Here is an 18,378-nt window from a genome sequence, read left to right as displayed (position 1 = left end):
CATCGGCTGCGGGGCCCTGGCTTCCGTAGCGCCGTCACTCGAATGCAGCGCAATCGTGATCCGACAGTGATCTCACTGACACCACCACTAGGCCGCCGATCCCCTCGCCAACGAACATCCCCGGTGCGATTGAGGAGCCCGCACGCTCCAACGACACCCCTGTCCGAGTCCTCGGTCTGCCCCAGGCACCAGGTATCAAGCGGGTCACGGTCGAGCGGACGGGTGTTTGGGACGGGGGTCCGGGGCACACTTGACCCATGAATGAGCCGGATCGCCCCAACGCGGTTCCGCCCGAGTACGAGCAATTCATGCGTCCGGAAGCGACCCCTCAGGCGCCGGGCGCGGGCCAGGTGGCCCGCCATGACACGGTCAGCGACACCGCGCTCTCGGACTTCTCGGATCTGTTCCGCGACCCACCGCCGCCGCAAACCCCGCCCCACACACCACCCCCGCCGTCCTCCCGCGCGTCCGTGCAGCACGGATCAACTCCCGATCCACACGCAGTGACAGCGCCGACTCCGCGACCTGATCCCGGGGCAACCGCCGTGCTGCCTCCGCCCACACCCCCGGGTCGGGTGCCACCTACCACCCGTCCGGCTCGACCCTCCCGGTGGTCCGGCGCGGCCGCCTCGATCCGGACGCAGCCGAGCGAAGCGCATCCTGCTCTACGTTCTGGTCGCGCTACTCGTATACGTGGTGGCCCTGGTCGGTTTCTTCGCGTTGAACGTCAACAAGATCAACGCGATGCCCGCAGACCAGATCGCGGATACCGCGGGATCCAACTACCTATTGGTGGGGTCCGACGGCCGCGAGGAACTCACCAAGCAGCAACAGCGGCAACTTCACACCGGCAGCACGGACGGTCAACGCACCGACACCATCATGCTGCTGCACGTCCCCAACCTGGGCACGCCCACGCTCATCTCGATCCCGCGGGACTCGTGGGTTCCGATACCCGGCAACGGTGAGGGCAAGATCAACTCCGCCTACGCCCTCGGCGGTCCCCAACTGCTGATCCAGACCGTCGAGAACACCACCGGAGTCCACATCGACCACTATGTCGAGATCGGCATGCTCGGGGTGGCTGACATCGCCGACTCCCTGGGCGGCGTGACCATGTGCCCCGCAGCCAACTACGACGACGAGAACTCCGGACTGGACGTGAAGAAGGGCTGCCAGGTCATGGACGGCCCGACGGCTCTGGCCTATGTCCGGATGCGGTACGCCGACCCCAAGGGGGACATCGGGCGCGCGGAGCGCCAGCAAGAGTACGTCAAGGCGGTCGCCGCCAAGACCGCCAACCCGCTCACCTTCCTCAATCCTTTCAAGATGTTCTCTGTCGACCGGGCGGCTGCGTCTTCACTGACCGTGGACGATGGCACCGGTGTCGTGGCGGACGGTCGAATGGCTTTCGCGATGGCGCTCATCTCCGCTGGGCTCGGCGAACAGACCGCTGTGCCTATCGAGTCGGATTCGTATTGGGTAAACGGGCAACAGGCCGTCAAGTGGGACACTCCCCGGGCACTGAAGCTCTTCGAATCCATCGGCGGCGGCTGACCCGCGGCATCATGTCGGCATGACGAATCATCCCGACCTGCTCGGTGGCCCAGAACCGACCTTGCTCCCCCCTGACCCGGCGACCGATGAGCTGGCTCAGGGTCTACCGGCCACTGACGCAGCGCGACTTCATCCTGAATCGGGTGCCGCTTGGGCGGCACTGGCGGCGGCCGCTCGCGAAACGGATGCGTCGCTGGAGTGGTACGCCTTCGCGCGGGTCGGCTACCACCGCGGTCTCGACGCCTTGCGCCGCAACGGCTGGCGGGGCCATGGGCCGATCCCGTGGGAGCACGAACCGAATCGGGGATTCCTTCTCTGCCTCGCCGAACTGAGTCTCGCGGCTGCCGCTATCGGCGAAACCGCCGAAGCGCAAAGGTGCGCGGACTTCCTGCGGGACTCGTCCCCCGTGGCTGCCGACGAACTGCTCTGATTCGCCGTCAGGAACTTCGATTGCCGGGGGGAGGCGAATCGGGCGCACTGCCGGGGCCAGGGGTGGGCGATGAAGCCGTGGGATCGGATGGGGGCACGGCGCCCTCGGACGGTAGTCCGGTGCTCCCGGGTGGGGTTGGGGAATTGCCGGGTGGGGTTGGGGAATTGCCGGGTGGGGTTGGGGAATTGCTCGGATGGAATGGTCGGCTGCTGCCCGGCGGGCGGCGGGTATCCGGGTTGGGGTACCTGCGCCTAAGGCCTGTTGTCCCACCGGCGTGGGTGGTGCGAACCGTGGGTCCATCGGCGGGGGTGCGGGATATGCGCCGCCGGTCGGTACCGCTTGGCCGTCCGCGGGGCGGGGGCCTTTGGGACGCGACAGGTACTGGACCAACAGGACGACGAGCCACACCATCCCCGCGGCGATCAAGAGGCCGCCCACCCCCATCCACATGAGCGCGGAGAACGTGTCGCTCACAGTGCGGAACGCCGACTGGGCGACGGCCAGGCGGGAGCCGCTGGTCTCGGTCGTGATCGAGTAGTCACCCGCAGTCTCGGCCGCGAAACGGACGACTCCTCGGTACGTCACTGCGCCCACCCCGAGCGTCTCCGAGCCGGAACAGTAGACACAACTGGTGGCGACCGGACCGGACGGTCCGGTGACCGTGATGTCCTGCCAGTCGATCGTCCACTCTTGCGAACGCCCGGTGCGCGGGGAGATGGCACCCGCCTGATAGACGACCCACGTCCCCTTGTCGAGAGTCACCGTCTGGGTGCCCGGCGAGTTCCATTCGGCGGCCGGCTGGAGCGCTGAGACGAAAGAGCGCACCCCGGAGACACCGGCGAACACGATGACAGCGACACCGGCGACGAGGAGCAGCCAAGGGATCACCCGCGTCATGATCTTCATGACTGCATCATGCTCCACACGCGGCAGCCCAGGAGCGAAAAGCAGCGGTTGGCGAGAACGCCGGAGGCGGACTCCTCCGCCCCAAGGCAGGGACTCCTCGACCGTCATTCAGAGGCTGCTCGGCCCTCAGGAAGGACTGCTCCGCCCTCAGACAGGGCGGCTCGGCAGGAATCAGTCGCGGCTGGCGGTCAGGATGCAGTCAGGTCCCAGCGGTTCAGGGACCCTGGGAGCGACAGGACCCGCACCCGAGCGGCGGGAACCCGAGGAGCGCCAGGAGGTAACGATGCTGGTAGCCGTGTTCAGGCGACGTTTGAAAGAAGGCGCATCATTCGACGACTTCATCGCTGCGTGGGAGGCCGACCAGGGATTCGGGGTTCCGGCCCGCGTCTTCAACGCGCTCTCACTGACGGATGACCGCGAGATCCTGTCCGTCGGATTCCTGGACATCGACGCCGCAGCTCTCGCCGACCTGGCTGCCGGGGTCAGCGAGCAGGAAGCCGTGCGCCATGCCCGGATCGACGAGGTCATCGAATCGACCGAGTTGCGCGCGTTCTATCACCTGCGCACCGAACACGACTTCAGTTTCGATCCCCGTCAGATCGACCCGAACTCAGCCGAGAGCCTGCTCGCCAACCTGCTGTCGCGGGCATCCGGGACCTGAGCGCACCCACGCTCCACTGCTTCGGAATCCGCAGCAGAAATGCCGTCGGATGAGAACTAAACCGGGACCTTGGTCCCGACTTTCGCGCGGATCCCGCAGGAGCAGCTCGATGTCAGGGGCGCCGAAATGCGCGGATTGGCATGATCGAAGGCATCGGCAACTCAAGGAGTTCCTGTGGATCCACTCGACATCGCCAGGTGGCAGTTCGGAATCACGACCGTTTACCACTTCCTCTTCGTCCCCATCACCATCGGCTTGTCTTTCCTCGTCGCCGGGCTGCAGACCGCGTGGGTGCGCACGGGCAACGAGAAGTGGCTGAAGGCCACGAAGTTCTTCGGCAAGTTGTTCCTGATCAACTTCGCGATGGGCGTGGTAACGGGAATCGTCCAGGAGTTCCAGTTCGGAATGAACTGGAGCAACTACTCCCGTTTCGTGGGAGACATCTTCGGTGCCCCACTGGCGATCGAGGCGTTGCTGACCTTCTTCTTGGAGTCGACATTCCTTGGATTGTGGATCTTCGGATGGGATCGGCTGCCGAAGAAGGTCCACCTGATGACGATCTGGCTGGCCGCGATCGGGACCGCGCTGAGCGCTTACATGATCCTCGCCGCCAACGCCTTCATGCAGCATCCGGTCGGCTACGAGTTCAACCCCGAGAAGAACCGGGCGCAGATGACGTCCATTACGGAGGTCCTGTTCCAGAACACCGCCATCATCGCCTGGCTGCACACGGTGTCGGCAGCGTTCCTTACTGCCGGTGCACTCATGGCTGGCGTCTCGTTGTGGCTCTTGATGCGGGACAAGTCCGCGGACATGGCGCGCAGCACCCTGAAACTCGGCGCTCTGGTGGCCGTCATCGCGGCCGTCGCACTCGGACTGTCCGGTGACCAGGACGCGAAGATCATGGTCCAGCAGCAGCCCATGAAGATGGCCGCCGCTGAGGCGCTGTACGAGACCGCGACTCCCGCTCCGTTCAGCATCTTCACCGTCGGCACTTTGGACGGGTCGCAACCGATCTTCAGCGTCGACATTCCCGGTGCGCTGCTCGTTCCTGGCCACCGGATCCTTCAGCGGAACCGTCGAGGGCATCAACAATCTCGAGGCGCAGTACCAACAGGAATTCACGCCGCAGATGCAGGAGATGTACGGCCAGGCACCCGAGTCCTACACGCCGAACATCCCGGTCTCCTATTGGGGTTTCCGCCTCATGATCGGCTTCGGAATGCTCGGCGCCCTGTTTGCGCTCATCGGCTGGTGGGCGGCCCGCAAGGGACGCGTTCCGCAATCGAAGTGGCTGCTACGCATGGCGATCATCGCCCCACTCATGCCGCTGCTGGGTAACAGTTTCGGATGGATCTTCACCGAGATGGGTCGCCAACCGTGGGTCGTGTTCGGGCTCATGCCCACCTCCGAGGGGGTGTCGCCGGGTGTCAGTGCGGGCAGCGTGATCACCAGCCTGACGGTGTTCACCTTGCTGTACGGGGCACTGGCTGTGGTCGAGGTCGGCCTACTGCTGAGGGCGATCAAGCAAGGCCCACCCGAGACCGTCACTGATCCGTTCGCGGACCGTGACGATCCCGACCGCGAACTCACGGTTACCTACTGAGGAGCTTGAGATGTCACTGGAAACTCTTCAGATCGTCTGGTTCGGCCTCATCGCCGTCCTGTGGATCGGGTACTTCGTGCTCGAAGGCTTCGACTACGGCGTCGGCATGCTGCTGCCTGTGCTGGGCAAGAACGAACGCGAGAAGCGGGCGCTGCTGACCACACTCGGTCCCGTGTGGGACGGCAACGAAGTCTGGCTGCTGACTGCGGGCGGAGCGACGTTCGCGGCATTCCCCGAGTGGTACGCCACGCTGTTCAGCGGGTTCTACCTCCCGCTGCTGCTCATCCTCGTGGCACTGATCTTGCGAGGGGTGTCCTTCGAGTACCGCAGCAAGCGCAGTGATCCCTCGTGGCGCAAGCGGTTCGACATCATGATCGTCGTCGGGTCGTTCGTGCCCGCCCTGCTGTGGGGTGTCGCGTTCGGCAACCTGGTGCGCGGTGTCGCTGTGAGCCAGGACGGCCAGGGGGGCTGGATCTACACAGGCGGGTTCTTCGACCTGCTGAACCCCTACGCACTGATCGGTGGACTGACCACGCTGACTCTGTTCCTCACCCATGGGGCCGTCTTCGTCGCGTTGAAGACCGGCAGCCCCCTGCGGGAGAGGGCCAACAAGCTGGCCGGTCAGATCGGTATCGTCGCCGCAGTGCTCGCCGTGGTGTTCCTGCTGTGGTCCCAGTTGGCTTACGCCGGCAAGACGTGGACGTGGATTCCGGTGATCATCGCTGCCGTGTGCTGGGTCGCGGGGATCGCGATGAACCTGCTCAAGCGCGAAGGCTGGGCCTTCACGTTCAGCGCTGTCACCCTCGCCGCCGCGGTGGCCGGGCTGTTCGGGATGCTCTACCCCTACGTCATGCCGAACATCGACCGGGCACTGCCGGGGATGACCATCGCCGACGCCTCATCGTCGGAGTACACGCTCACGATCATGACCTGGGTCGCGGTCATCTTGACCCCGGTGGTGCTCGTCTACCAGGCGTGGACTTATTGGGTGTTCCGCAAGCGGGTCGACCCGTCCGCGATCGTCGATCCCTACGCCGGCTCGCTGGACACCCCCGAAGAGGCCGCCCAGGCCGCCCAACGGGCCGTCACGTCCAGTCAGCCAACAGCCTGAGGACGATGTCGTTGGCGTCCGGCTCGCCTACCGTGATCCGGACGCCTTCGTCTGCGAAAGCCCGCACAGTCACACCACTGTCTCGGCAGGCGTGAGCGAAGGCCTCGGTCGCGTGCCCCAGCGGCACCCAGTAGAAATTGGCGCCGGTATCCGGCACGTCGTAGCCCAGTTGTCTGACCCGGTCCACCACCCGATCCCGTTCGATACGCACCCGCGTGACGCGCTTGCGCAGTTCGTCCTGCTGGTCCAAGGACGCGATAGCAGCCACCTGGGCGAGCGCCGAGACCCCGAAGGGAATGGCGGTCTTGCGCATCGCGGCTGCGACGACAGGCGACGCGACTCCGTAGCCCACGCGCAGGCCCGCCAGGCCGTACGCCTTCGAGAAGGTCCGCAGCACCATCACGTTCGGGCGGCCCCGCGACAGCGCCACCCCATCCAGAGCTTCGTGCCCGTCGTCGGCGAGCCCGAACTCGAAGTAGGCCTCATCGACGACCACCAAGACGTCCCGTGGGATGCGATCGAGGAACTCGACCAGTTCGTCATGGGTGACGGCCGGCCCCGTGGGGTTGTTGGGGGTACAGACGAAAACGACCCGCGTGCGGTCGCTGACAGCTGCCGCCATGGCGGCCAAATCATGTCGGGCGTCCGGGAGTAGAGGGACCTGGATGGACTGAGCGCTCACCAGCCTGGTGACGATGGGGTAGGCCTCGAAGGATCGCCACGCATAGACCACCTCGTCACCGGGGGAACAGGCGGCCATCACCACCTGCTGGCAGACCGCGACAGAACCCGTTCCGAGCGTCAACTCATCGACTCCCACCCCGAGTCTGTCGGCCAAGGCGTTGCTGAGTTCGGAGGCGGCCGGGTCCGGGTAGCGGCATAGGTGCGGAAGTCGCTCACGCACCGCCTCGGCCACGCCGGGCAACGGGCCGTACGGGACTTCATTCGAGGCCAACGAGTAGCTGGGCAGTGTCGCGTGCCTCACGCGCGCCCCCGCTCGGTAAGCGGGCACCCCGTGCAGATCGGGGCGCAGGCGGGGGATGTCGGTCACCGGACCAGGGTACGGACCACGATCCGACCGCCTGGACCCCGCCGACGGACTACCGTCTTCGGTGTGGCGCCGTTGCGGAACCGGATCTCCTTGCGGGCTCTGCTGTTCCTGATCGCGGCGGCATCACTGGCGATCATGCTCGCCATCGCGATCGGAGTCGGCTTCCGCGCCTCCCAGGTCCTGCGTGAGACCAACAGTGTTGTCGAGGTTTACGATCCGGCCGCGGACGACGTGGCCACCTTGAATCTGGCCGCCTCGGACATGGAGCGCGGTCTGACGCTGTTCGTGTTGACCGGCCGGGAACGCAGCCTGCGGCCCTACGTGGACGGTGAACGCCGTTCGGCGCTGGCCCTGGAATCCCTCGACGGGCTGGTCGGCGAGGAGCCGGACATCGCGCCGCTGCTGCGATCCGCCGAGCGCAACCGTCAGGAATGGATCGAACAGATTGCTCGCCCCGGCATTCAACAGATGCGCGCCGACCAGAAACGACGGGCCCAGGTGACCATCACCGGACCTCGAGCGCTGGTGCTGTACGACCGGCTGGTCTTGTCCACCGACCGGTTGGACAACGAGATCAACGCCAACCGTGTCGCGGGGTTCGCGACCCTCAGCGATCTGTCCCAGCGGCTGACGAACGCGGTCATCTTGTCCCTGGTCGTACTCATCGCCACCCTGTTCCTGGCCGGGTGGCTGTTGTTCCGGTGGGTTCTCATGCCGATCAACGACCTGCGCCGCCAGATCCGCCGGGTGGCCCGACGCGGCGAGCACCACACCCCGATCGAGCCGACGGGTCCCACGGAGTTGGCGGCAGTGGGCCATGACGCGGAGTCGATGCGTCGCCAACTTGTGTCGGAGATCGACGAGGCGCGTTCGGCCCGGCAGGCGCTGGAGCACCGGGCGCCGCTCGTGGCCGCGATCCGGCGCGAGTTGTCGATGGCCACCGACCCGGCGGTACCCGGTGTTCGAGTGCACGGCGAGGTGCGAGCTGCGGAGGGCGTTCTGGCCGGCGACTGGTGGGACTGCGTGGCGATGCCCTCCGGAGAGGCCGCGCTGATCATCACGGACATCGCCGGCCACGGCCCGGAGGCGGGCGTGGCGGCCATGCGGATCAAGCACGTGATGGCACTGATGCTCGCGTCCGGATCTGGCCCTGATGAGGCGATCGGCCTGGCCGCGCGGGCGTTCACCGACGAAGTCGGCCGATTCGCCACCGTCGCAGTGGTGTGCGTCGATCCGGCGACCGGCAGGATCCGGTGGGCCAACGGGGGACACCACCCGCCCGTCATCGTGGCCGCCGACGGCACGAGTCGGGAGCTGAGCCGGACAGGCCCGTTGTTGTCGTGGCTCGGGGGCCCCTGGCTCGTCGAGACGACCCGGATGGACCGATCCGACTCACTGGTCGCCTTCAGCGACGGCCTGATCGAGTCCCACGACGCCGAGGGGCACCAGTTGGAGCTGCAGGGACTGCTGCAACTGCTTCAGGAGGCGGGGACCGACGGTGCGGGAACTCAGGAGGTCGTCAACCGCACGCTGGCCCAAGCCAGGGCGAGGGCCGTGGACTGGGACCGCGACGACGTCACGCTGGTCGTCTTGTCGCTGACCCACGACGACGACGCCGACCGACCGACGATCCCCGTGCCACGACCGACCCCGACACCCGTTACCTGATCCGGGTCAGCCGATAGCCGCCCGTTGCACGACTGATCCGGATGGTCCCGGTGCATACGCGCGGGTGCGACGCGATTGCGACCAACTTGGGAGTCAGCACCAGTGGTAACGAGCCGATAACGGTTGCATGGTGGAGTTCCACCACCCCTGATCCAGGAGGTTCCGATGACCGCAACAACGCTGCCATTGTCCTCTTCCCACTCGTTCCCGGTGTCACGCTCGCCTGCCGCTCCACGCTCACCGGCGGCTTCACAATCGGTGGCGGACGTCTCCCGCAGGCTGACCAGCCTCCTCGACAACAGCGGAGCCGTGGCCCAATGGTGGGTCGAGTTGGCCGCCGAACTCGACGAGTTGTCCGACCGGCTCATGCTCGAAGGGCACACCGTCTGGCAGGCGCTGCGCCATCAGCTGACCGTGGATGCCCCCCACCTGACATCCCACCTCAGTCGATTGGACAGCGAGCAGGAGCGACTGCAGGGCGAGATCCAGCAGGTCCGTCTGCTCACCGGCTCCGCCGCCGGTGATCCGGAGAGTGCCGGGCGAGTGCGCACCGCCGTTCGCGATCTTCTGCGCCGCTTGCGGCGTCACGAGGAGAGAACGACCTCGATCATGTACGACGCCTACGAGCGGGATCTCGGCGGGGAATCCGCCTGACAGTGCCTCTACGCTGGACTCCTCGAACAGTGAGGAGGATCCGTGGTCCGCAGGTTCATCGGCGCGGGCGTGCTGAAGGCGACAGGGTGGCGCGTGACCGGACCCGCCCCATCACCGGACGACACCCGCATCTTCGTGGGGGCTCCCCACACCTCGGGGTTCGACAGTGTGCTCATGCTGGCGGTTGCCTGGAGCAACGATCTGAGGATCCGGTTCCTGATCAAACGAGAGGTCGTCGATGGGCCTTTCGGGTTCTTCTGGCGGTCCGTGGGAGCTATCCCCGTCGACCGGGACAACCCGGCCGGCTTGATCGACGAGCTCGTCCATCTGGCCGACTCGGGTCGGGGTTTCCAGTTGGTTCTGACCCCCGAGGGGACCCGCAAGCCGGTCGACTACTGGAAGTCCGGCTTCTACCGGCTCGCTCAGACCACGGGGATCCCGCTCATCCTGGTGGCGCCCGACGGCCCCACGAAGGTTGTCACCTGGGGACCGACTTTCGCCGTGACCGGGGATGTGCGGGCCGACATGGACCGCGTGCGGGCGTTCTTCGCGGACAAACGTGGCGTCGACCCCAGCAAGGTCCGTGAGCCTCGGTTGCGGGCAGAGGAGGATCCCGAGCAGTTGGCGATGCCGTGACGGATTCCGGGCCACCCGTCACGATCAGGCGTGCGGCGCACCAGGACCGCGCGGCACTGGCCGACATCGCAGCTCGCACGTTTCCCCTCGCGTGCCCCCCGCAATCGACTGCGGCTGATATCGCGCTGTACATCAGCACCCGATTGACGGTCGACACCCTCGCCCGGGAGCTTCAGTCCACAGGGACTGTGTTCTACCTGGCCGAGGCCGCCGACACGGTGGTGGGCTACGCCATGCTGGTGGGTCAGGTGGCACCCCCCGCGGACCTCGACGCTCGAAACCCGGTCGAACTGCAACGCATCTATGTCGATGGCTCCTGGCATGGGCGCGGAGTGGCGGATCACCTGATGCGGACCTGCCTGCACCATGCCCGCACCCACGGCTACGACCTGATCTGGCTCGGAACGAATGAGGCGAACGAACGAGCCATCGCGTTCTACCGCAGGCACCACTTCGAGATCGTCGGCAGCAAGACATTCGCCTTGGGAAACTCGGTCGAGTCCGACCATGTCATGGCGCGGCCACCGGAAGTCACGACGCGGCCGCCGGCACCATCAGACGTCAGTAGCGCTGCTCGGGAAGTTTCTGAAGCTCCTTGAGCGTGGCGGGATCCATGGCGTCGAGCCAGTTCGCCAAGTCGATGTTGCTGACGAATCGGACATCCGGGTACTTGGCCTTGGCATCGACGATGAAGCGCTGCAGTGAGTTGATGTAGGCGCTGCACGCCCAGGAGTTCAGATGGCTGCCGAGGAACAGCGGTGCCCGGTTGCCGTTGTACACGCCGTCCAGCGCCTCCATGAATGTCTGATAAGTCTGCTCCTCGACCTGCGCACACTGCGCGGGATCGACCTCGGTCTCGCCGTTGGTCTGGTTGACCAGCAGGTTGTAGTCCATCGACAGCACCCATTTGTCCGTGCCACCGAGCTTCAGCGCCGGGAGCGGGAACTGCCACAACTGCCCCTGCGCCACCTTGCGGGGCCACTGCAGCACACCGGGGTCCGACGCCTCATAACGGAAACCTTCGGCGATGAACGCCGGCCACATCTCGTCGCGTTGCCCTTCGAGGCAGGGGGTCCGATCTCCGGCGATCACCGTGGAATCGAACGGCAGGGGTTGGAACTCAGGGACCTGTGGATTGTTGCGTGGCCAGGTATCGAGCAGTTCTTTGGCTTGGCGGATCTCGTCGGTCCACTGCTCCGTGGTCCAGGTATCGACGCCGCTCGCACCGCAGAAGTGGCCGAGGAAGTGGGTGCCGATCTCGTGGCCGCGGCGGTACATCTCGGAGAAGACCCGGATGCGCTCGGCCACGAGTTCTGGGGTGGCGAATCCGACATCCGATGTGCCGGGCAACTTGCCCGGTGGCCGGTAGATCATCCGCTGGGAGTCCGGGAGCAGGCACAAGCCGGACATGAAGAAGGTGAACCGGCCTCCGACTTGCTGCCCGACATCGATGAACTTCTGCATGGTGCCGTCGGCGGTCTCGCACCCGCCGTCCACCGACACGACGATGGTCTGAACAGGTTGGCTACCCGGGGCCGGTTGGGGCAGGTCGGCTGCCGGTTGGGACTCCGGCGGGGACATGACTCCCGGAGCCGCCTGCGCTACGGCTGCGCCGTCGCCCAACTGGGCAGGAGCGGCAGCAACCTGCGAATCGCCCGTCTCAGCGCCGGCGGAGTCGCTGAACGGCGTGGTGAAAGCGACGACCAGAAGCAGGACAGCCCCCACCGCAGCGGCGATGAACTTCGCCGGCACTTTGGTGGAGCCGCCCACGTCGCCCTCCGGGATGTCGCTGGCCCCTCATTGTCACCCGCCGCCGCGGACCCGCCGTCACCTGTCGGGGTGTGTCGCGGGGCCGTTGGGAACGCGATTCCCGGACAGACGATTCGCCACGACAACAGCACCCGCGCCCACGAGCAGCAGGAGGGGGACGACCGCAAAGCCCGCGGTGACACCGACCGCTCCCGCGAGCGCGCCGAGTGCGAACGGGGCGGCACCCATCGTCAGCCCCATGACCACGGCGATGATGGCGATCGCCTTGTCCGTGCGCCCGTGAGCGTGTCCGATGGCGACGCTGGAAGTGAGGGGGAACAGAAGGGCGAATCCGACGCCCGTGACGAACAGCCCGACGGCGGCGACCTCGAGGGCTGTGGCCGACCACACGATGAGGAAGCCTGCCCCGGCCAGCAACAGGCTGCCCAGGATCAATCGTGTGACCGACCAGCGGCGCGTCAGGCCGGCCCCGAGCGTGCGGCCCACCGCGATTCCGGCGATGAGCAGACTGAGCAGAGCGGTGGCGACCGCGAGGTCGGACCCGGTGTTGTCACTGATCAGCACCGCTCCCCAGAAGTTCAGCGAAATCTCCGTACCCACCGCTGCCACGACGGCGACGAGGCTGACGGAGAAGGCCGCCGGGAGTGGACCCATCGGCGCCTTCCCAGTCACGGAGGGCCCAGTCACGGAGGGCCCATTCACGGAGGGCCCAGTCACGGAAGGCCCAGTCACGGAAGGCCCAGTCACGGAAGGCCCAGTCACGGAAGGCCCAGTCACGGCGGGGGATCCGCCCTCTTCCAGCTCCGCTGGAGGCCGACTCGCTGGAGGGCGACCCGCTGGGGGGCGACCCGCTGGGCTCCGCATCCACGGCGCTGTCGGCCACGGCGAATACGGTGGTGCGGCCGGGGTGTTCGGTCAGATGCACCCGGGCCAACGCCCCGGCAACGACAACCGCGGTGATGGCAATAACCAGCGCGGCCGCGCGCCAGCCGAACCCGATACCGACAGCCGCGGCAATGAGTAACGGGGACAGCAGTCCCACCCACGCTGCCGCGGCGTTCGCCTCGGTGATCGCCCGTGGGCCGGACGGGCCATGCCGATCCGCGAGTGCGGCGGTGGCGACGTTCATGAGCATTGATCCGGTGGCCGAACTGAAGGCCACTGCCAGCAGGATCACGACGAAAGTGGGGGCCACCACCAAAGCCAGGCATCCACCGGCCAGGCCGAGCGCGGCACCGATTCCCGTGCGCCGCCGTCCCCAGCGCGCGATGACGCGATGCCCCAACAATCCGGCGGTGATCAGGCCGGCGGCGAGACAGATGCCCGTGAGGCCAGCCACCTGCAACGGCAGATCCAGCTGTTGGGCGATCAGGGGAGTGGCGGGGCCGAGGAAGTAGAGGAAGAAGGCCCACGTGGCCGCCGTGGCGTACGCCATACGCGTGCCCGCGTCCCGTTCGATATGCATCGGTCTCCTTTCCTCTCCGCGCCGACCGTGTCCCGCCCGTCGACCCGTTCCCCGCTCGTCGAGTCGTTTCCCGCCCGCCGACCGTGTCCCGCTCGTCGGCCACCGTCGCCCGCGTCCTCACCCTCGGTGTGCCCCGACGCCGGGCACCGACACCTCGAGTACTCGATGTGTCCCGGCCCGATCACAGCTCGAGGCAGCGTGACTCGTGGCACAGTGAACGGATGCTGCATCACGTTTCGTTCGCAGTCGATGAGCCGCGTGCGGTCGCCACCATTCTCGCGGGCTTGATCGGCGGCCGGGTCAGTCACTTCGGGCCGTGGCCCGGCGGATTCATCGCGTGGGCCCCCGACGGCTTCGGGACGGCGATCGAGGTGTACCCCCAGGGCACCGAGATGTCACCGGACCCCGGCACCCAGGCTCGGTTCGCCCGCAACTACTTCGCGCAACGGCACACGGCGACCCACGCCGCGCTATCCGTGCAACGCACGGAGTCGCAGGTCTTGGAGATCGCCGCAGCTGCCGGATGGCAGGCGGAGATCCTCGACCGGGGCGGGTTCGAGGTGATCGAGATGTGGGTGGAGAACCGGGTGATGCTCGAGGTCATGACTCCGCCGATGACCGCCCAGTATCTGCAGGTGGTCGATGCCCCGCGCATCACCGCGACAGGACGCGACTTCCGCGCGGTGGCCGCCGCCACCACCATCGGGACGGACCCGGCCACCGCCTTCGCGGCATGGACGGACGGTGACCGGCTGCGTTCCTGGTGGCCCGTCCCCGAAGCGCACATCGACCTGCGGGTCGGCGGCGCTTTCGAATTGTTGTTCCTACCTGAGAACGACGACGGCAACCGGGGCTCCGCGGGTTGCCAAATCCTCAGCTACGTCCCTGACCGCATGCTGTCGTTCAGCTGGAACACTCCCGGTCACCTGAGCGTGGGGCGGGCGCTCACCTGGGTCGTGGTCGAGTTCACCGGCGTCGAAAACGGAGAAAGGGCGGACGGCGGAACGAGGGTCGACATCACGCACCAGGGCATCGGGAGGGGTAGCGACTGGGACGAGGTAAGCGACTACTTCCGGCATGCCTGGCGGCGCGTGCTGCGGCGCATGGTGGACCGCTGGGGATCTGTGGACGGATCTTCCGCGTCAGCAGCAGTCACGCAACCAACCGTGTAGATCTGCCAGCAACGCCGCCCGGCGGGTGATCCACGGGACGAATCGTTGGCCGGTCGTGCAGCGTGGCCGGGACTCGACCCAGCCCACGCGCAGCGAGCGATGCCGCAACAAATCGGCCTGCGGATGTTCCGGGTCATACCCAGCGGGCACTCGGCGCAGTTCTGGCTCGGTGATGCGTAGTGCCGGCCGAGCTGTCCGAAGTTCCGCCAGGATCCCGGCCAACGCGACACCTGCGGGTCCGGCGACAGCCGCCCGATAGTCCGGAATGGCGCTGGGATCGAAACGGCGGCCCGCGGCGAACTCGATCTCGTTGGCGGACAGACGCAGGCTGAGGGTGCTGCTCGAGTACTTGTCGTCGCCCTCCCAGAACCGCAACAGGACGTGATCCTTGCACTCGGTGGCCGTGGCGAAACGCGCATCGTTGATGACAGGGGCGATGGAACCGTTCACGCTGGGCACCGCCTGCAACCCGGGAGATACGGCGGCGCGCAACGGGTCGGCCAGCGCAGCGACGAGAACGCGGGCTGGTTCGAGGACCGACTCCCGGTAGGTGTCGCGATGCTCGGCCAGCCAGCGTCGGTCGTGTGATCCGATGCGGGGAAGAAGGGTCCAGGTGTCGTCGGGGAATCCAGTGAATGCAGTCATGCGCGGCACAGTAGACACGCGTCTGCGGACGGTGCCGGAGTTGTCCCCAGGGTCGGCTGGTGGGTCCTACCCGCGCCGTCGCCCGACAGTGAGATACAGCACCGGCCCGACCGGCTGGACGAACAAGCCGGCCGCCCACAGCAGCTTGGGACCGCGGACGCGCTCCCGGGGTCGCCGCACCAGATCGACCACCGCCACCGTGGTCACCACCACCTCGACCGCAGTACCGACCACGATCAGAGTCCGCTGTCTGCCGGACATGTCGTCCCAGTTCGCCTTGGCCATACCCTCACGCTAGTCGCAGCCGTGATGGGTCGCGCGACACGCGGATGTCGTAGGGCGACACCAGGATGTCGTAAGGCGACACCCGGATGTCAGGGGTGCGATTGCATCGCGGGAAGGGCCGTCGGCGGGCGGCGTCGCTGTGCCACGCTGGAGATCGTGAGCGACGACTCCACGTTCGTGCAGCGGGTACTGCCGGGCTGGAACCGTGAGCTACGCCCATGGGAGCGCGGCAACGTCATCGCCGGGCTGACCATCACCGCCTACCTGGTCCCCCAAGTAATGGCCTATGCGACGGTGGCCGGCCTCCCGGCCATCGTCGGGCTGTGGGCCGCCGTGCCCGCGCTGGTGTTCTACGCGTTCCTGGGATCGTCGCGGGTCCTGAGCATGGGCCCCGAGTCCAGCGTCGCACTCATGACAGCCGCAACGATCGCCCCCATGGCCGCCGGGGATCCCGATGCCTATGCCGGCCTGGCTGCGGCGCTCGCGATCGCCGTCGGTGTGATCGGCCTGCTCGTCGGGCTCGTCCGGGTCTCGTTCATCTCGGACCTCCTGTCCCGACCGGTCATGGTCGGGTACATGGCCGGGATCGGTGTGCTCATGATCGAGGGGCAGATCGACAACTTCCTGGGGATCTCCACCACCGCCGACGAACTCCATCTGCATCTGGCGCAGGCCGTGGCGGCACTGCCGACTGCCAGCGTGTCGGTGCTGGTCCTGTCCGCCATGGTCCTGGTCTTGCTGTACGTGCTGCCGCGAATCGACGAACGCATACCAGGACCCCTGATCGCCGTCGCCTTGGGTGGTTTGTTGGCTGCGGCGATGAATCTCGCGGGGCTGGGAATCCCACTCGTCGGCACTGTTCCCCAGGGATTCCCCGTGCCGATGCTCCCGCAAGTGGATACGGCCGACCTTCAGTTGCTGATCCTCGGAGCCGCCGGCGTGACCCTGGTCGGTTTCACCGACACGGTTCTGACGGGGCGAGCGTTCCGGCAGCACCACGACACCATCGATCCCCAGGCGGAGTTGCGGGCGATGTCCTTCAGCAACCTCGGGGCCGGACTCCTGCAGGGGATGGCCGTGTCCAGCAGCGGCAGTCGGACGGCTTTGGCGCAGACCTCCGGAGCGCGGTCGCAGGGCTATTCACTGGTCGCGGCGGCGGGGGTCGTCATCGTTCTGCTCGTGGCCGCGCCTGTACTCTCCTTTCTGCCCAAGGCGGGCTTGGCAGCGCTCATCATCTACGCGGCCCTGCGGCTGATCGACCTCAAGGAGTTCCGTTGGCTGTGGCGCTACAGCAAGGTGGAGTTCGCTCTCGCGCTCATCACAGCGGTGGCCGTCTTGGTGGTCGGCATCCTCTACGGCGTGCTGGTCGCCGTCGGCCTGTCAGTTCTGGCGATGCTGGCCCGGGTCGCCCGCCCGCACTCGGCCGTGCTGGGCTTCGTGCGCGGGATTCCCGGAATGCACGACATCGAGGACTTCCCCGACTCCGCCGAGGAACCCGGGCTGTTGATCTTCCGGTACGACTCCCCCCTGTTCTTCGCCAATGCCCAGGACTTCAAGCACGAAGCGCTACGCGTCGTCGCCGAACGGGAACCAGAACTCGAGTGGTTCGCCCTGAACTGCGAAGCCATCATCGACATCGACTCCACGGCCACGGCGGTACTGGGGTCGCTCGTCACCGATCTCCAACAGCAGGGGCTGACCGTGTGCCTCGTCCGGGCCAAGAGGGAACTCCTGGACCAACTCGAGCTCGCGGGACTCTACGAAGGAATCGGCGACGCCCACATCTACGCAACTTTGCCCACCCTCGTGGCGGCGTACCGCGAGGCACACCACCGCACCTGACGATCCCCGCCTAACCGCCGCAAGCCCCGTCAAGCGCGGTCAAGCCCGGTCAAGCCCGGTCAAGCCCCGAGTAGTTCCCGCGGGCACAAGCGCCGGGGTCGTCGGCACCGAGCCCCACCTTCCCGGTAGCGTGGCGGAATGGCCCGAACCCTGATGCCCATCCCCGCCATCACCGTCACCGGCGGATCATGTCCGCTCCCGCCCACCCCAGGGCCCGGCCTGGAGACCGCGCAGGGCAGTGTCCTCGACGCCGTCAACGGCTGGCGCAAACAGGGGGCGCACGTCATCTGCCTGATCGACGGTGATGCGCACGCCGCGACGGGATCGAACGGCGCCATCATCAAAGACGCGATCCACCACGGGCACAACGCGCACTTCGTGGTCGGAGGCGGCATCCACGACCAGGCGACACTCGACCAGGCGCTCTCCACGGGTGCCGCCAAAGTGATCATCGACGTCGCCTCGGCGGATCGGGAATGGCTCTATGGCGTGTTCGCCGACCACGGGCAACACGTGGTCGCCGGACTCAACGTGCACGGCAGCGACATCGCCGATCCCACCGGGCAGCCGGTGGCCGACCTGTGGGACACCGTCCTTGACCTCGACTCACACGGATGTCCGAGGTACCTGGTGATCGAGGCGACCAAGAGGGGTCACTGGCACCACAACGGCAAGCATGTCCTGGCAGGGGTGTGCGAGTCGGTGAAACACCCCGTGTGGGCGCAGGGCGGGATCGACAAACTGTCCGACCTGCACGATCTCGAGGATCTGGCGCCCAGGCTCGAGGCCGCGGTGATCGATGAGCCCCTGTACTCCGGCCGCTTTACCTACGAAGAGGCGATCGCCGCCGCCCAGCCACGGTTCGACCCCTACGAATGGGCCCCGCCGCGTCCCTGACACCCGACCCTCTGGCCTGACG

18 protein-coding genes and 1 pseudogene are annotated in these 18,378 nt (G+C 66.8%); 13 read left to right on the top strand and 6 right to left on the bottom strand.

What is annotated here, in order from left to right; translation table 11 throughout:
• Positions 1-696 precede the first annotated feature (696 nt).
• The 6 genes and pseudogenes from V9E98_05930 (at position 697) to cydB (ending at position 6,271) form a co-directional block, all read left to right on the top strand.
• Entirely contained in the window at positions 697-1,557 is an 861-nt protein-coding gene (locus tag V9E98_05930) for an LCP family protein (protein MEI2716520.1), read from the top strand.
• Positions 1,558-1,576: 19 nt separating this feature from the next.
• A complete protein-coding gene (locus V9E98_05925; protein MEI2716519.1) occupies positions 1,577-1,987 on the top strand; it encodes a DUF3151 domain-containing protein in 411 nt (136 codons plus the stop codon).
• A 1,201-nt stretch (positions 1,988-3,188) separates the two neighbouring features.
• Positions 3,189-3,554: a hypothetical protein gene (locus V9E98_05920; protein MEI2716518.1), complete on the top strand. Its 366-nt coding sequence runs from the start codon at positions 3,189-3,191 to the stop codon at positions 3,552-3,554.
• 174 nt (positions 3,555-3,728) lie between these two features.
• A pseudogene (locus V9E98_05915) lies at positions 3,729-4,586 on the top strand (cytochrome ubiquinol oxidase subunit I).
• A 4-nt stretch (positions 4,587-4,590) separates the two neighbouring features.
• On the top strand, positions 4,591-5,160 hold the full coding sequence (locus tag V9E98_05910) for a cytochrome ubiquinol oxidase subunit I (GenBank protein MEI2716517.1): 570 nt from the start codon (positions 4,591-4,593) through the stop codon (positions 5,158-5,160).
• A 10-nt stretch (positions 5,161-5,170) separates the two neighbouring features.
• The gene (gene cydB, locus V9E98_05905) at positions 5,171-6,271 is read left to right on the top strand and encodes a cytochrome d ubiquinol oxidase subunit II (protein MEI2716516.1); all 1,101 of its coding nucleotides are present in this window, start codon (positions 5,171-5,173) and stop codon (positions 6,269-6,271) included.
• Here the strand turns inward: cydB and hisC are convergent.
• Positions 6,246-7,322, bottom strand: a complete 1,077-nt coding sequence (hisC, locus tag V9E98_05900; protein MEI2716515.1) for a histidinol-phosphate transaminase — start codon at positions 7,320-7,322, stop codon at positions 6,246-6,248. The genes cydB and hisC overlap by 26 nt on opposite strands.
• A gap of 63 nt (positions 7,323-7,385) precedes the next feature.
• On the opposite strand from hisC, the gene V9E98_05895 reads away from it, so the two are divergent.
• From V9E98_05895 to V9E98_05880, 4 genes are all read left to right on the top strand, one after another.
• A complete protein-coding gene (locus V9E98_05895; protein ID MEI2716514.1) occupies positions 7,386-8,990 on the top strand; it encodes a SpoIIE family protein phosphatase in 1,605 nt (534 codons plus the stop codon).
• 165 nt (positions 8,991-9,155) lie between these two features.
• The gene (locus tag V9E98_05890; protein ID MEI2716513.1) at positions 9,156-9,644 is read left to right on the top strand and encodes a hypothetical protein; all 489 of its coding nucleotides are present in this window, start codon (positions 9,156-9,158) and stop codon (positions 9,642-9,644) included.
• 42 nt (positions 9,645-9,686) lie between these two features.
• A complete protein-coding gene (locus V9E98_05885) occupies positions 9,687-10,280 on the top strand; it encodes a 1-acyl-sn-glycerol-3-phosphate acyltransferase (GenBank protein ID MEI2716512.1) in 594 nt (197 codons plus the stop codon).
• The gene (locus tag V9E98_05880; GenBank protein ID MEI2716511.1) at positions 10,277-10,879 is read left to right on the top strand and encodes an N-acetyltransferase; all 603 of its coding nucleotides are present in this window, start codon (positions 10,277-10,279) and stop codon (positions 10,877-10,879) included. Before V9E98_05885 ends, V9E98_05880 begins: the two co-directional genes overlap by 4 nt.
• Here V9E98_05880 and V9E98_05875 read toward each other — a convergent pair.
• The 3 genes from V9E98_05875 to V9E98_05865 are packed head-to-tail and all read right to left on the bottom strand — an operon-like array spanning position 10,842 to position 13,515.
• Positions 10,842-12,050 (bottom strand): hypothetical protein, encoded by a 1,209-nt coding sequence (locus tag V9E98_05875; protein ID MEI2716510.1) that lies wholly within the window; start codon positions 12,048-12,050, stop codon positions 10,842-10,844. The genes V9E98_05880 and V9E98_05875 overlap by 38 nt on opposite strands.
• 57 nt (positions 12,051-12,107) lie before the next feature.
• Positions 12,108-12,614 (bottom strand): MFS transporter, encoded by a 507-nt coding sequence (locus V9E98_05870; protein MEI2716509.1) that lies wholly within the window; start codon positions 12,612-12,614, stop codon positions 12,108-12,110.
• Positions 12,601-13,515: an MFS transporter gene (locus V9E98_05865; GenBank protein MEI2716508.1), complete on the bottom strand. Its 915-nt coding sequence runs from the start codon at positions 13,513-13,515 to the stop codon at positions 12,601-12,603. Before V9E98_05865 ends, V9E98_05870 begins: the two co-directional genes overlap by 14 nt.
• Positions 13,516-13,736: 221 nt before the next feature.
• On the opposite strand from V9E98_05865, the gene V9E98_05860 reads away from it, so the two are divergent.
• Positions 13,737-14,687 carry an SRPBCC family protein gene (locus V9E98_05860; GenBank protein ID MEI2716507.1) on the top strand — a complete coding sequence of 317 codons (951 nt, stop codon included), beginning with the start codon at positions 13,737-13,739 and terminating at the stop codon, positions 14,685-14,687.
• On the opposite strand, the gene V9E98_05855 is transcribed toward V9E98_05860, so the two are convergent.
• Together V9E98_05855 and V9E98_05850 are read right to left on the bottom strand one after the other, a co-directional pair.
• Complete coding sequence (locus V9E98_05855) at positions 14,658-15,332, bottom strand: DUF2461 family protein (GenBank protein ID MEI2716506.1); 675 nt, start codon at positions 15,330-15,332, stop codon at positions 14,658-14,660. The two genes, V9E98_05860 and V9E98_05855, sit on opposite strands and share 30 nt — an antisense overlap.
• A 66-nt stretch (positions 15,333-15,398) precedes the next feature.
• Positions 15,399-15,617: a PLD nuclease N-terminal domain-containing protein gene (locus V9E98_05850; protein MEI2716505.1), complete on the bottom strand. Its 219-nt coding sequence runs from the start codon at positions 15,615-15,617 to the stop codon at positions 15,399-15,401.
• 156 nt (positions 15,618-15,773) lie between these two features.
• On the opposite strand from V9E98_05850, the gene sulP reads away from it, so the two are divergent.
• Together sulP and V9E98_05840 are read left to right on the top strand one after the other, a co-directional pair.
• Complete coding sequence (sulP, locus tag V9E98_05845) at positions 15,774-17,459, top strand: sulfate permease (protein ID MEI2716504.1); 1,686 nt, start codon at positions 15,774-15,776, stop codon at positions 17,457-17,459.
• Between the two features lie 138 nt (positions 17,460-17,597).
• The gene (locus V9E98_05840) at positions 17,598-18,356 is read left to right on the top strand and encodes a HisA/HisF-related TIM barrel protein (GenBank protein ID MEI2716503.1); all 759 of its coding nucleotides are present in this window, start codon (positions 17,598-17,600) and stop codon (positions 18,354-18,356) included.
• Positions 18,357-18,378 lie beyond the last annotated feature (22 nt).

This window comes from Candidatus Nanopelagicales bacterium (genome assembly GCA_037045355.1).
GTDB lineage: Bacteria > Actinomycetota > Actinomycetes > S36-B12.
The sequence above is the reverse complement of the archived record's forward strand: the minus strand, read 5'-3'. Positions and strand labels throughout refer to the sequence as shown.